Annotated in this window: 9 protein-coding genes; 1 reads left to right on the top strand and 8 read right to left on the bottom strand. The window is 36.7% G+C overall.

The window, feature by feature from the left end; translation table 11 throughout:
- The first annotated feature begins 460 nt into the window (after positions 1–460).
- Positions 461–4,843, top strand: a complete 4,383-nt coding sequence (locus CYTFE_RS0123910; protein WP_027473883.1) for a hybrid sensor histidine kinase/response regulator transcription factor — start codon at positions 461–463, stop codon at positions 4,841–4,843.
- A 93-nt stretch (positions 4,844–4,936) separates the two neighbouring features.
- Here CYTFE_RS0123910 and CYTFE_RS28030 read toward each other — a convergent pair whose 3' ends face one another.
- The 8 genes from CYTFE_RS28030 to CYTFE_RS0123870 form a co-directional block, all read right to left on the bottom strand.
- The gene (locus CYTFE_RS28030; RefSeq protein ID WP_052343414.1) at positions 4,937–5,479 is read right to left on the bottom strand and encodes a hypothetical protein; all 543 of its coding nucleotides are present in this window, start codon (positions 5,477–5,479) and stop codon (positions 4,937–4,939) included.
- 5 nt (positions 5,480–5,484) lie between these two features.
- The gene (locus CYTFE_RS28025; protein ID WP_052343413.1) at positions 5,485–6,567 is read right to left on the bottom strand and encodes a carbohydrate-binding family 9-like protein; all 1,083 of its coding nucleotides are present in this window, start codon (positions 6,565–6,567) and stop codon (positions 5,485–5,487) included.
- A 119-nt stretch (positions 6,568–6,686) separates the two neighbouring features.
- Positions 6,687–8,396, bottom strand: a complete 1,710-nt coding sequence (locus CYTFE_RS0123895; RefSeq protein ID WP_027473882.1) for a PNGase F N-terminal domain-containing protein — start codon at positions 8,394–8,396, stop codon at positions 6,687–6,689.
- A 221-nt stretch (positions 8,397–8,617) separates the two neighbouring features.
- On the bottom strand, positions 8,618–8,755 hold the full coding sequence (locus CYTFE_RS32100) for a SusD/RagB family nutrient-binding outer membrane lipoprotein (protein ID WP_407689953.1): 138 nt from the start codon (positions 8,753–8,755) through the stop codon (positions 8,618–8,620).
- A gap of 231 nt (positions 8,756–8,986) precedes the next feature.
- Complete coding sequence (locus CYTFE_RS28020) at positions 8,987–10,354, bottom strand: cellulase family glycosylhydrolase (RefSeq protein WP_052343412.1); 1,368 nt, start codon at positions 10,352–10,354, stop codon at positions 8,987–8,989.
- A 212-nt stretch (positions 10,355–10,566) separates the two neighbouring features.
- On the bottom strand, positions 10,567–11,763 hold the full coding sequence (locus CYTFE_RS0123880; RefSeq protein ID WP_052343411.1) for an AGE family epimerase/isomerase: 1,197 nt from the start codon (positions 11,761–11,763) through the stop codon (positions 10,567–10,569).
- Positions 11,764–11,857: 94 nt separating this feature from the next.
- A complete protein-coding gene (locus tag CYTFE_RS28015; protein ID WP_152541774.1) occupies positions 11,858–13,984 on the bottom strand; it encodes a glycan-binding surface protein in 2,127 nt (708 codons plus the stop codon).
- Positions 13,985–14,112: 128 nt separating this feature from the next.
- Positions 14,113–15,354 carry a glycan-binding surface protein gene (locus tag CYTFE_RS0123870; protein WP_027473880.1) on the bottom strand — a complete coding sequence of 414 codons (1,242 nt, stop codon included), beginning with the start codon at positions 15,352–15,354 and terminating at the stop codon, positions 14,113–14,115.
- Positions 15,355–15,404 lie beyond the last annotated feature (50 nt).

Here is a 15,404-nt window from a genome sequence, read left to right as displayed (position 1 = left end):
TTTTTAAAATTATAAAATCCATAACCCTACAAGGGATATATTTCACCTAAATATAGTAGACAAATCGTCCAATATTAAGGTAGACATTTAGTCTATTCATTAATAATAAGCATGTTAACAAAATAAACACATGCCACAATACGATTCATCAACTATTAAAAATGCCATTAAATTGTTATATTTGTTTTAATCCGAATGAAGTATGAGAACTTCGTCACGAAAAGTAAAAGCACAATCAATCAATCACTTGTTGAATTGAGGTATCGCACCGCTAAGGTGGATTGAAACGAGCCAGGGGAAAGGATTTGCACATAAAGAGATCATTAATTCTGGCGAGTTCCACATGGCAACTGAGAGACAAATTATAACCATACGAAACAAGTTAGCCGGCTACTTGATGGATAGTAAATACAATACGTATTGTATTTTCTAATACATTTTTCGGGTTTAAGCAACGGATATGAGAAATATTAAAAAACAGTTTTTATTATATACTATTCTTATAATATCTTTGATAAGTAATGCACAAGATATTTACAGATTTGAACATTTTGATACCAAAGATGGACTATCACAAAGCTCCGTTTCAAGTATTTTGTGTGACAAGAAAGGATTCTTGTGGATTGGTACGCGGAATGGTTTAAACAGGTACGATGGATTTAACTTTAAAATATACAATCAACAATCTGAAGGCAAAAACAACTTCACGAACAATCGCATCATTAAATTGTGGCAAGATAGCTTAGATTATATCTGGTTAGAAACCTACGATCACTACTTCCATTCTTTTAATCCACGACGGGAAGTATTTACCAGTTTTCCTGACTACAACGATCCTGATTTTAATAAGGTAAAACAATCCTCGTTTTTCTTACAATACTCTACTAACGAGGTTTGGGTAGGTACTTCAGGAAGAGGGATCTATTATTTAAAGCATCAGCCTTCTGATGACGCATACGAACGCTTTCGTATTAGCGACAAAGGACGGTACACCATCACAAATAATAATGTTCGGTTTATTTTAGCCGATAAGGACTCAAATATTTGGGTGGGCACACAACATGGTATAAACTTGTTACCACATAAAGATTTTAGAAAAAACACCTTTAATTTCCAACACCTTTTCATTCATTATTCCTTTCATTCTGCAGTTGAAACAAACCAAGAGATATGGTTCTCCACCGAAAAATACGGCATTGTCGTCTATAATAAGAACACTTCTTCATACCGTATACTCAGTAATAGTAATAGCTCCTTTATCCAAAGCAACCATATTTTAAAACTATTTAAATCTCCTTCCCAAGATATTTTTATCGCATCTAAAAACCATGGTCTAACCATGGTACATCCATCCAACCACAAATGGAAAAACATTGATATTCATGGATATAATGTGGATAATATATATTTTGACTACTATAATAACGCATGGATTACCACCGACAAATATGGATTAACCAGGTATGATATAACCAAAGACACATCCGAAACCTATCAAATAGCAAAACACAAAGCCATTACCGACCTAGAACGTCATGTTTTTTATGAAGATAGAGATTCTAATCTTTGGATAGGCTTACATGGTGGGGCGCTTTCTTTCTACGACAGAAAAAACAACACCTTTATTAACCATTCCAACGAGCTTTCCAATGATCATTCTATAGCCTCGGACATTGTCCACTGCATTACAGAAGACAAAACTGGACTAATGTGGGTAGGCACCGGCCAATATAAGGGAGGCCTAGAAAAAGTCATAAAAAAGAATCCTGCCTTCCATCATATACTATTAAAGAAAAATATTCAACAGATCACAGACAATTTAGTAAGATCCATCACCCAAGACCCCAACGGTTGCATATGGACAGGAACCAAAAGCGGCGAATTATATGTTATTGATGAAGATTTACAAGAAGTTATTCGATACGACGCCAATAAGCCTATAGCCCCAGGCTTTACAAACACCAATATTTACACCATTTTTTTCGACAACAACCATTATGTTTGGATCGGAAGTAAAGGCCACGGTTTATTCGTAAGTACAAGTCCCTTACCCCCAAAAACAACTGACTATACGCACCTTCGGTTCATCAATTACCAGCACGCAGCCAAAAATCCTTATTCATTGTGTAACAATAACATATACAGCATCAAACAAGACCCTCTCCACAATATTTGGATAGGTACTTTTGGAAATGGCATAAGCATTACCAATGCACACACGATCAATTCACTAGAATTTGAAAACTATAATTCGAATAACAGTACCCTATCCAATAACCTGGTACGTGATATAGAAGTTGATACCGACTCTAATATTTGGGTAGCTACATCATTTGGGCTAAACGTACTACCAATGGACAGCCTTAGCAACCACAACATAAAGTTCAGGAGTTTCTTTAAGGATATCAACTCAGATAATTCTCTTAACTACAATGACATCATTGAAATATATGAAGACTCCAAAAAACGGTTATGGTTTGGCACCTCTGGAGGTGGTGTCAGCACAATCCAGTTACCCCTATGCGATTCACCTATTTTTTCAACCCTAACAAGCAAAGGCAATGGATTGTCAAACAATGCCGTTTTTGGCATCTTAGAAGACCTAAACCATAAAATTTGGTTCAGTACAGAATATGGGCTCAATAGATATGATAATGAAAAACATAGCATTGAGATTTTCAATACCAAAAACGGTCTGTCCTTTAATAGTTTCTCAGAAAACACAAGTTGCAAACTAAAGGATGGCGCATTATTATTTGGTGGCACACATGGAATAGAGTTACTGCATCCCAATATGATTGACATACCCAATATACAATGCAACATAGAATTTACTAACTTTCAATTATTCAATAAAGATGTTGTGATAGGGAAAAGCAAATCGCCACTTAACAAAAGCATTACCTTTACAAAAGAAATCCAGCTATCACATAAGCAATCCAGTTTCAGTATCCAATACAGAGCCTTGGACTTTCTGGATCCGGAAAAAACGCAATACGCCTTTATTCTTAAGGGATTCGAACACGATTGGAACTATGTAGGCAATCAAACAAAGGCTACATATACCAATCTACCCCATGGAATGTATACATTCATGGTAAAAAACACAAATAGAAACGGACAGTGGACCACCCACTATAAAACACTTACTATTGAAATATTACCTCCCTGGTGGAAAAGCTTTTGGGCATACAGCATTTATGCCATCATATTAATAATGCTGCTAATGATAGTTCGCTCCATTGTATTAAGAGTTCAAAAATACAGAAATGATTTACTACTTGAGAAAAAAATAAATGAGCTAAAACTTCGTTTCTTCACCAACATCTCCCATGAAATACGCACCCCTTTAACACTAATATTAGGGCCATTAGAAGATATTTTAGAAGAAAACACTATTGGTGAGCATATTCAAAAGCAGCTCATACTCATGCGTAAAAATACCAAAAGAATGCTACAGTTGGTGAACCAACTCCTTGATTTTAGACGAATTCAAAACAATAAGATGACCCTGAAGGTTCAGGAAATTGATTTAAACGAATTTGCACAGGATATCTACACTAGCTTTATTCCACTGGCTAAACACAATGGTATTCGATTTAAAATCAACCCATATCATGAAAGAATAAACATATGGGCAGATATCATTCAGATAGACAGCATTTTATACAATCTCATTTCCAATGCCTTAAAATACACCCCACGTGGCAAACAAGTAAGCATTACCATTTTTACAGATACAGAAGCAGATACAGCAAAAATACAAGTAATTGATGAAGGTCCGGGTATACCCAACGATCATATAGCAGATATCTTTAGTCGTTATGTTATTCTTAACAATAACAGCAATATGAGCAGTGGCATTGGACTTTCTTTGGCATTTGAATTGGCTAAACTCCATGGAGGCAATATCGAGCTAAAATCAGAAGTAGGCAAGGGTAGTACCTTTTGCTTATCACTGCCATTAAACAAGCAGGTAATTTTGGAAAAAGCAAACGTTTCTGCCATAGAAAACACAAATATAAGCCCTGTAGCAAATCATGATGAGGAACTAATCATGAATCCTCAACATCTGGAACAAAAACCTATTGATAAAAATATAGATACAATACTTATTGTGGAAGATAATACATCCATTGCTAGCTATATCAAAGATAAGTTATCATATAACTACAATTGTTTTGTCGCCGGTAACGGTATTCAAGGACTTCAACTGGCAGAAGTTCATAATCCGGATGTAATCATTACAGACATTATGATGCCTGAGTTAGATGGCATTGAGATGACTAAAAAATTAAAGGAGAATTTTAGCACTTGCCATATACCCATCATTATGATGACTGCCAAATGTGATACAAGGGACAAAATTTCGGGATTTGAAACAGGAGCAGAAGCATACATCACCAAACCACTAAATTCCAGCTACCTGAAAGCAGTTATACATAGTCTTATAAAACAACGTAAACTAGTGATCTCTAAGTTCCGAGACAACAAAACCATAGACCCTAAAACGTTAAAAGTTAATACCAAAGACGAAAAGTTTATGCAAGACTTAATGAAATACATCGAAACAAATTATTCAAAGGACTTAGGTGTTGAGGGCGTAGCAGAGCACTTTTTTGTTAGTAGAACCGTGTTTTATAACAAAGTAAAAGGCCTCACCGGTCTTAGTCCTTTGGAATACATACGGCAAGTAAAACTTAAGATTGCATTAGAACTATTACAAAAAGGATACACCGTTGCCGACGCAGCTTTTAAAATAGGATATACCGATGCCAAGTATTTCTCAAAACAATTTAAAATGATGTTTGGATACCCGCCCAGCAAAGTAAAACATCATTAATCGATTATAATTGCCTCCAAACACTAAAAACAACCTGCTCCTTTGGCTCTGTCATCCAAAACCAAAAGAGCAGTCATTTATTCATCAATGAGTCTAAAGCTCCTTGCTAAGTTTCTTAATAACCTGTTGCATCTCAATACTCAAGCCGTCAGCTGTAAATACAGACACTCCACTTGCTCCTTTTTCTTTAGCCAGGCGAATACCTTGTTCAAACGCTTTTGCATTGTTAAAGGCAGGTTCAAATAAGCCGGCAACTATAGGAAAATCCACATCATTAACAGCCTGTTCCGAAGCAAAGCCTATCCAATTGATATTCTGTCGGTAAAAATTCTGATAAAGCATTGGATAAGCAGCATCTAAATTCCAATCATTCCATGCCTGACGCACCATCTGACGTGACATCTCAGGAAAAGGAAACACAGCTGCGCTTAACTTATTGCCACTTTCATGTGCTATCACTACTAACTCATTCACTAAACGAGTAACAGCATTTAAACGATATTGGCGCCACTCGGTGCTCAGTTCTGGATTTTTCATTTCAATAGGATCAACATCAAATATCTTTTTCTCAGCGTCTTTGACAGCATTACAACTAATTAAAAGTGCCAATAAAATAGCAAAAATTGCGGCTTTCATAAAAATTAATTAATATTTAAATATCCGTTACTACTGATCACATAAGTATTTGATGGAGAAGAAATGGTGAAATAAAAATCCCCTTCTTTCTTGACATAATTTGCAGAAACATTTAAAACACCTGTTTTAATTATAAAATCTTCAGTATATCCAGAAGACTTGGCTAACAAACCTTTTAAGTCTCCAAATTGCGTCTTTCTAAATAAGGCGTAGGCCACTTGTTTATACAAAAAATCTGCATCTTTCATAAAAAAACTATCATTAGGCATTGTACTATCTGTAAACTGAACAACACCCCATTTTTCAGGTTCATGCATATTTATCACACCTTGATTACTCCAAACCCAATTATACTCCGGGAGGTATTTGCCCTTATTTTTTTTACGGTCATAACATCCATGAACGACATCAAAATCCCACTCCACACGTGAAAAATTTACTTTCCATTGTTCACCTTCTTTAGGATGATCCTCATTGCTATCTTTTAATTTCATCAATTTATCAATGGGGATTGCCATTTCAACATTCCAGCAACTATCAATATCATTGGGATTATTTAAAGTTCCGTAAATCTTCACCGCTGATACCAGCTCATTCAGATTCCAGCTATTGTCCGCATTACCTCCCACTCTGTATGGTTTATCCAGTTTCAAATCCCACACTGTATTTAACGCATTTATTTCAATCTCACCATAATGATATGTATCCATTGATGGATCTATAAACACCTCAAAATCATTATTATAAAAAATAACAGTATCACGCTGATACAGATCACCCCAAATATGTGGTTCCTGCATCGTAGAATAAACATAAAAATACTGTTCATCCCAAAGCATTTTTACTTTGGTATCAAATTTAGGTGTTTTCACACCTTCTATATCGATAAAAGAATTAGTAAACGGTACATTCTTCCATGCTTCATCATCTGCTAGACCATCAATTTTTATTGAACCTTCAGCTTTACATACAATATATTTTTGAGGAGAAATAATTTCATTACTTACATCGATCATCTTTAATTTAGATGATGTAAAATGACATGATGTTATAAAAAGGGTAGCAACTGCAAATAAAAATACTTTCATATGATTATATATTTCTTTCAATGGTCATATGAAACTCGCCAGAATTAATCACACTTCTGAGTGTAAAAAAAAACACATGGCTCGTTTCACATGTCTAAATTTATTTTTCTAAGGCTATACTATTCCTCCATCTCACCTACAAAGACACCTGATATATTCCATGCACTAAACATATTTCCTTCTGGTTCTCCCAGAGGGATATAAACTTGTATGCGATGTTTCCCTGGAGATAAACCATTTAAATGCATAAAAAATGGGTTCGCAACAGTTCCAGGACACCAACCAGATCTACTATAATCAGACGATGACATTCCATTTTTAAAATTTCCTGATGCAGGATTAAGCCTACGATAAGTTCCACAATCTACTCTCCAAGGTGTAAAGTTAAAAAAGGACTTTCCATCAAGAAATACTTTATTTTCTTTAGGAACAAATTCATCCCCCTGTTTCCAACCACCATGCCCCGTAGTTATATACTGAAATTGAATATTTTTCACACCTTTGGGCACTTCAAAATCTACGGTTAAAGTATCATTCCGAAACATAGTTCCATATTTTTGCCCAACCATTTCCATCACATTTACCGTATTAAACACGGGTTGAATCCAGTATTTTTTTTGGGCATTATTCTTTTTTTCATCAAGGTAATACTTAAGATTTAAGTTTACACAATGACCTCCCTTGGCGTAGTTACCTATATACATTCCTATCCAACATTCATCTTGTAATACAGGTAATAAATGGCTTACATCCATTTTATACACAGCAGAGTCTGCCCATTTGATTCCCACATCACGTTTCTCATTAAAGTAATTCACCCCAAAGGGAGTAAAAAAACGCATCAATTCAATCAAAGGCTCAAATTCATCATTAACAACTACCCCATGATACTTTTTACCTTCACCACTCATATATTCAGGCAAGTAATCAACACCATTCCTCAAGCCATCTAAAAAGCTCTTTTCTTTATTCACGGGTATTACGAAAACAGACCCTGTACGATCATAGGCATCACCATTTGATTTTTCTATAAGCTCTGCAAAAACCGGAGTTCCCAAAGGTACTTTGGGCAATTTCACTTTTTTAGCAAGCACTGTACCCCCGGCAAACCGATAAACAGTATCTAAGTACTCTTCATGGGCATTTTCTATTTTATCTCCCCAATTAATCACCTGATTTGAAAACAAAGAAACATCCTTTACTAAAGCATTGCGCAGGCGCTTATCAAAGTCTTGCGCATTTACTTTAACGCCCAAATTCATTGGCTCTGGGTTTATCATTTTTTTGGACTTCTTTATCTTCACATCCCTTGCTTCCCAACCATAATTCCCATTTCTAATATATTTAAGAACCAGTCCTTCTTTATGCGGAGTTCCCAGGAAAGGGGTTCCTTTTATACCAACCTCTTTAGCGACCCATATTTCTATTCTATTTGAAAATGAAGAACCTACATATTTTTGGCATTCATAACCTAATATCTTCACCAATTTACCTTCTGGTTTATACTCATCCAAATTTACAAAGTCACTTTCTTTGTAGCAAGTATCCTTTCCCTGAAATATAGCTTGCTGATACAATTTTTCATTTTCATAATCCAAATAATTAAATTTCAATGGCACCTCTGGCAACAAATCGCTATTGGTATTATCTATCCAACACTTGGCAATATCATTAGCAAACTCCAGAATAAATCTGTCTTCATGGCTTTGAACAGCTCCATTAATAAACTTCTCATACACTACCCTTCCAACATTGTTATTTGTTTTGCCCTGAGCAACAACAAATAGTTGAAATGATACAATCCATAATAATAAAATAATCTTTCTCATTTTCATACAGAACAAAGAGACCCAACACTTCGAAGGGTCTCTTACATAAACAATAATTAATAAAAATAAAACTTATTCCACATCCCAAAAGATATTTGTATCTCTGGTATCCTGGTCTTTAACTGCACTATAATTATTCGAATTATAAGATTTTTCATCATCCGGGTATAATAAGCTTGACGGGGGCAATTCATAACCCGACTTGGAGTCCTCTTCAAAAGTCAACTTAGGATACCCGTCCTTCTATACTCTGACCATGACTGAATAGACTGTAAAAAACCAAAATGAATCCACTTCTGAACATATATTTTTTCTAACCTGCCAACAGTTGAAGAAGCTGAATAATTCAAACTTGAAATAAAATTTTCTATAAAGGTTTCATTACAAAACTACAGTGACTCATAATTTTAAGCAAATGCATCTATTATCTAAAACTACTCATTTAATACGTTATTCCGTCATTCTGTAAGATTCACTAACCTTCGTATTAATGATTAATAACTTTATAACAAAAAAAGATATTCTATGATGTTCCTATCTCAAGATCTTACATTACCATTTTAATCTTTAGTAGATGTTTTAATACATTATTAATGTTCTACAATAGCATTTGCTATGTCGATATAAGCCCATTGATAAGTAGTTCTATCTATCAGTCCAAACTCACTTAAATTTCCATTATCCCACCAAATAGAAGGAATACCTCTGCTCAAACAAGCTGTGCTATAATAAGCCGCATGTCTTGTTCTATCCTCTAAATTGCCGTGATTTAAACTTCCCCACTCACCCATAACCACTGGAATTCCCTGGTCAATAAATTGATCCACCAAACGATTCAGTTCTGCATCTAGGGCTTGTTGTTCTGCCTCAGTACCCCAACTTGTAACATAATTATCCTCAGCCAAAGCAAAGGTATATGGAAAATAACTATGCACAGAAACAATAAGCCTTGTTGAAGTGGGTAACTGAAAGCTCTCAATTGCCACTTGACTCGAAGATGCAGCATAGGGCGATATCATTATATACCTACTGGCATTATTATCTCCCGTAGCCCTTATGGCTTCCACTGCCACACGATGCAGCTGATTCACACAGTCTCTCCCTTCTGCTGTTCCCCCGGTCCACTCTTGATTAGAACCGATAAGGCGCGGTTCATTCAATGTTTCAAAGATAAGTTTGTCGTCATAGGTCTTAAAATGCGCTGCAATTTGCGTCCAGACTCTTACAAGCTGCTCTTTAACATTATCCAGCCGCTCATACGTTGGAATAATCCAATCTTCATCATGGTGAATATTCACAATCACGTACATATCATTATCTAAACCATAGTTTACTACCTCTTCTACTCTGTTTAAAAAATCAGGCTCAATTACGTAATCAGGCGAACTCCCCATATTATACTGCCAGGTAACCGGCAGCCTTAATGTTTTAAATCCCTTGGCTCTTACAGCATCTATGAGCGCTTTGGTTACTGCTGGATTACCCCAGTTAGTTTTATCCTTATGTTTCGTATCCAAAGTATTACCTAAATTCCAACCCACTCCCATATCGGCCACAAATTCCATATCTTCGCTATTAGAAACATTTATTTCTTTGGTTGCAAACGAAATCTTTATATCAGTGGATAATGGCACTCCAAAAGTATTCACAACACTACCTTGAGGAATGATAATTTGATAAGTGGTATTACTTTGTAAATCGACTGTAAAAACCAATGTAGTAAATGACACTTCAACATTGGCTGCTGAATTATTAATGGTTATTCCATGATCTGGAGCCAATGTCACAACCTCATCAAATACCACTTTAACATCCGTATCCAGATAAACATCCTGAGCTCCATCCGCCGGCATGCTTGATTTAAATTCCGGTGCCGCCTTTTCTGTCTTATCGGACTTTTCACATGCCGAACAACAAGCCAGCATAACGGCCATTGTTATACAAAAAATATATTTCATAAAAATTCTAATTTCACATTAAACCTTCAAAAAATAACATTACTACTTAAAACCTATTGCAGCTCATTTTAACCCGACAAATGCATTAGAAGATCTATAACAAAGTTCTAATACATCATCCGGGTTTAATAAAAATTTCGTTTTTATCTTTCTATATTATACAGAAACAATTAAATACCTAAGATATATAACCTGTTGTTCGCGATACATCTTCATATCATACTAATGCGTCTAATGGCTTCCATAAGGGCTCTTGCGTTATGATACGGGCACTTCCAAAATCCCACTTTAGGCAGTAATCTATCTGGCACCCCCTCCTCATCCACTTTCCAAAACCATTCGCCATACTCCTTATCTCTCATATAATAAAGGATAAACACCCATACTTTTTCGACAGCTTTCAGATACTTTTCATCACTAAAATTTTGGTAAGCGTCCAAAAATCCAACCAATGCTTCGGCTTGTGGCCACCAATGTTTATCCTTATCTAAACAATTACCCTGCATCTCATAAAAAACACTACCGTCCTCATCTAAACCATCCAACATTGTAGCATTCGCTATTTTCAAGGACAGCTCCCTCACCTGAACCATCATTTCTTGATCCTGAATTACCTGAGCGGCTTCATTCAACAACCATGCGCCTTCAATATCGTGACCATAGGACACGATATTGGATTTTACCGACCAGTCCCGTTCAAAAAACAAGTTAAAATGAAATGTATTACCATCCACGATCTTATCTTTAAAAATAAACAACAAGTCTTCTATACTATTTTTCAAACGCTTACGAGGCCACACCTTATAAAGCTCCGTATAAGGTTCTATAATATGCAAGTGAGTATTCATAGATTTGGGTTCATTGGCATCCTTACTACTTAAGCGCATATCCTCCAACGGAAGCCAGTCATTTGACAAGGCTTCCATATACCCCCCAAATTCTTTATCCTTAAATTTAAATTCCAGCAATTGAAATAATCCAATGGCACATTCAAGACTTTCTTTACAACCTGTTGCTTTATAATATTCTGTAAAACCATATATACCAAAGCCCTGTGCATAAGCCTGCTTATGGTTATCGGTCACCACTCCTTTGGCATCTACCGACCAAAACAATCCTCCGTTTTTATAATCCCAGAAGTACCGAAGCAAGTAGCCATAAGCCTTTTCTGCTATTTTTAAATAAACAGATTCTTTAAAAAAGATATAAGCAGCCGAAAACGTATAGAGCAAGCGAGTATTCAACACTGCACTTTTATCAGCCTTTACATTTCTATGTCCATATGCATCCAGCTCACCTACAAAACCTTCGTTCGCAAAATCAATGGTATTTTCAGCCCAATATTTCAATATACTTCGTAGCTCTTTCTTCATATCAGGAGCTACTTTATTTTTAAAATGATCTATCATAATCCAATTTCATAAACGATGGTCATTCATGAAGCCATACATAACAAACACCAATGCCCTTTTACTACGATCTCAAGCGAACTCATCGCAACACCTACCTTTTTTCAAATCTTACATTATCGATGTCCATATGAACCTTCACAGCGCTTCCTGAAATAAATACAGCACCAAAATCTTTTGTTAGGCCCTGTAATTGAGCATCTGTAATTCCGAACTCAGTAAGTGGTATAGTTGCAGTGATCCATCCAACCGTCACAAATGAAGGATCCTCTTCCCATGGCTTATAAATAGCATTTGCGTCATAATCATCACCTCTGATGTTCAGTCGTAGTTCACCATCAAGCACAGGCTCGTGAATATTAATATCAAACTTCAGAACATCCCTATCCACTAACAAACCTTCTGTTTTAATATTATTACCTCCATTTCTCCAGAAAAAGCCTCCATCCCAGCCATAATCCGGCGTACTGTATCCGTTTATAGACCAATAAGGTGTACCATCAGCCATTGGTGCATCACTTGACACATCACTGCCCATTGCATTACCCCACCAGCTACCTTTTTCTGATCCGTTAAAATCAAAGAAAACATAGTCTGGATCGACAACTGGCTCAGTAGAACCCAAAAATATCTCCGGAAAAAAGCCCTCTTCTCCTTCATAGGTCAGCATGGTCAATCGACCGACACCCACAGGTACCTCTTCCGGAACATATACTTCTATGCGACTATCTGATTTTTCGCCATAAGCAGTAGCTGCTATACCACCCGGAAAGATTATTTTTTTCACCAAACTCAGGTTCATTCCATTAATCGTTAATATTTCTCCCGGAACTCCTTTAGCCTCACCATAAGAAGTAAATGTGGGTAGATTTTGTAGGACCTCCAAACTCGCAGAAGAAATGATTTCTGTTCCATTCACGGTTATCAAAGTGATGACACCTGTCACTGAACCCACAGGTATTGTTACCACAATTTCCGTCTCCGATTGAGAAACAATGGCCCCTTCCATATTACCCGCAAACCTAATTTTACTAACTAAATCCAAATCCATCCCGGTAATTACCACATCCACATTCGGTTTAGCAGATATCGGAGCCATATTCACAATACTAGGTTCCATCAGTACTAAATCGCCACCAGAAACCGTTTTAGCAGCTGTTGTATTAAAAATCACCTCACCGCTGATTGCAGCATCAGGCACTATAACCTTCATTTCTGTTGCGGTTCTCCCCTCTTGTATGGTTCCATTGGCTCCCCCCGCAAAAACAACCTCACTAATTAAACCAAGATCTTCTCCCGTCACCGTGAGTACAGCACCATTTTTTATGGTTGTAGGTGTCACTGAAACTGTAGGCACCACCATCACCAATTCTTCAGCTGATGTCACAATAATTCTCGAAGCCAGGTTCAACGAAACGTTGCCATCTTGGGTATTCATCGGTACAGTCAACCCGATGGCTGTACCATCTTCTTCCAAGGTAAAGTCTGTCACCTGCACATCTCCACCCAAACCTATACTTGTCACTAAATCCAAGTCTGTTCCCTTAATACGCAAGTCAGCACCTGCGACAATCGGATTTGGCGACAGTTCTGTTAATGTGGGTACCGTAACAGTTAGCTCATCCTCTGAGTAAATTACGATAGGATCATCGGCCCCATTTGACACCGCTATTTTTCCTGTTTGTGCTTGAGGAGGGACCATTAAGGTAATTTGCTTACGCGATATCGTCATAAAATCAGCACTATCAACAGCTATACGGTCTGTAAAAATCACCTCTCCAACTAAATTCAAATAATCACCTTCAATGGTCAACACCCCCCCGGGTTTAATGATTTTAGGAGTAAAAGAGCCATCTATATCTATGGGTTCTGAAAAGCCAATTTTAGTTTTTGTAGTAACAGTCACTTCTCCAGCCAACAAATTTACATACCCCTCTACGGCATCCTGAGGCACAGTAAGTTTTATACTTTTTTCAGTATGTTCCGTAAATTCAGTACTTATAACCTGCAAATCAGGAGGAAGTACTATACTACTCACCTTATCCAGATTGTCACCAATAAATCTAAGTTCAGCACCTCTTGCTATGGGCATAGGTCCATAGCTATATAATGTCACTTCATCTGCACCCTTATCTTCATCATCGCTACATGAAGCAAAAAACGTTGATAAGCTTAAAAAACCAAACAACGACAGAAGCAATAATATCTTTAACTTTTTCATGAGTTTATAATTTATTATTAAGATCACATGAAACTCACCTAAACCAACTATCCTACTGTATGTAAAACAATTACCACGACTCATTCCATGTATCTATATTTAATTTTAAATGATCATGCATCTAAGAATTACATAGGTACAATACGTATATTATCGATACACATATGAACGCTACAATCTTCACCTTCCACTCCTCCATTCCAAACAAAGAAAGTAAGACCTCCTAACATATCATTCGTTATTGCTGAACCAGCATCGGTACCGTCATGATAATAATGGAATTCAGACATGGGGATGGTTACAGTAGTCCACCCTTCGGTTCGGTAGCTACCTGACGAAGCCCAAGGTATCCACAATCCACGAGGGGTCATTCCATCTGCGATATAGCTATTTGTAGCACTAACGCTATAAGGTGTAAATATCATTTGCAATGCACTCGCCTTCCATTCTTCCACCACATAACATTCAAATTTAAGTACTGCTGCACTCAGATCACCCTCATAAAAAGGTTCATCACTTCTCCCATTAGAAGCATTCCAAAGATTAAAGCTATGAGCATCTTCGTTCCATGTTTCACCAACAGCGCCCGTCATATCACCATGAAAACGAACATAATTTCCACTAATACCAGTCGGTTCTGTACTTGCAATCACACCGGATCGCCAGCCTCCTGCTGCATCCAGATTGTCCCAATCGAGGATGTAGTTTCTATCATCACGAAAAAAGAAAGAAGAACGCGTAGATCCGTAAATACTTTTTACGGTAATTTGACCGACAGCTGCCCCTACAGGCACTTTAACAATTATTTCATCAAAATCATCACTTACACTAATCACTTCTCCTTCCACTTCTCCAGGAAAGATTACCTGCAAAGGCACATTCATGTCATCAATAAAATAATTTCCATAAATAACCGCCTCATCCCCATCTTCCACAAATTCGCAAAGCATCGACTTGGGAGCTGGAGGGGGAACAACCACATTAAAATCATAGGTGAGCGTATCTTTACCAGCCACCATGTATATTTTATCTGACACAACACCCGGAATCTCGTTAGGAATATTAACAATCAGTGCATTTGAAGTGATAAAACTCGTATTCAAATAGGCTTTTTTATCATTAAACCACATCTCGGTAATACTTCTTAAGTTCTCTCCAATAATAGTTATCGTACTATTTAGAGAAGCACTTATTATTAAAGAATCGGATTTTTCTGGCGTGGTTATCCTAATGTAATCTATCTTAGGTACACCGCCTGCCACTTCATACTCATGAGGATATTCCTCACATGATTGGAACATAAATGCCATCGCAAAGATCAACAGCAAGATATGTGTTCCACATATATTTAAGTTTCTGATAGTTTTCATGAATTTATAATTTACTTATTAAGGTTATCTGTAATGGTCAAAAAAAATGC

The organism is Saccharicrinis fermentans DSM 9555 = JCM 21142, from assembly GCF_000517085.1.
Taxonomy (GTDB): Bacteria; Bacteroidota; Bacteroidia; order Bacteroidales; family Marinilabiliaceae; genus Saccharicrinis; species Saccharicrinis fermentans.
The sequence above is the reverse complement of the archived record's forward strand: the minus strand, read 5'-3'. Positions and strand labels throughout refer to the sequence as shown.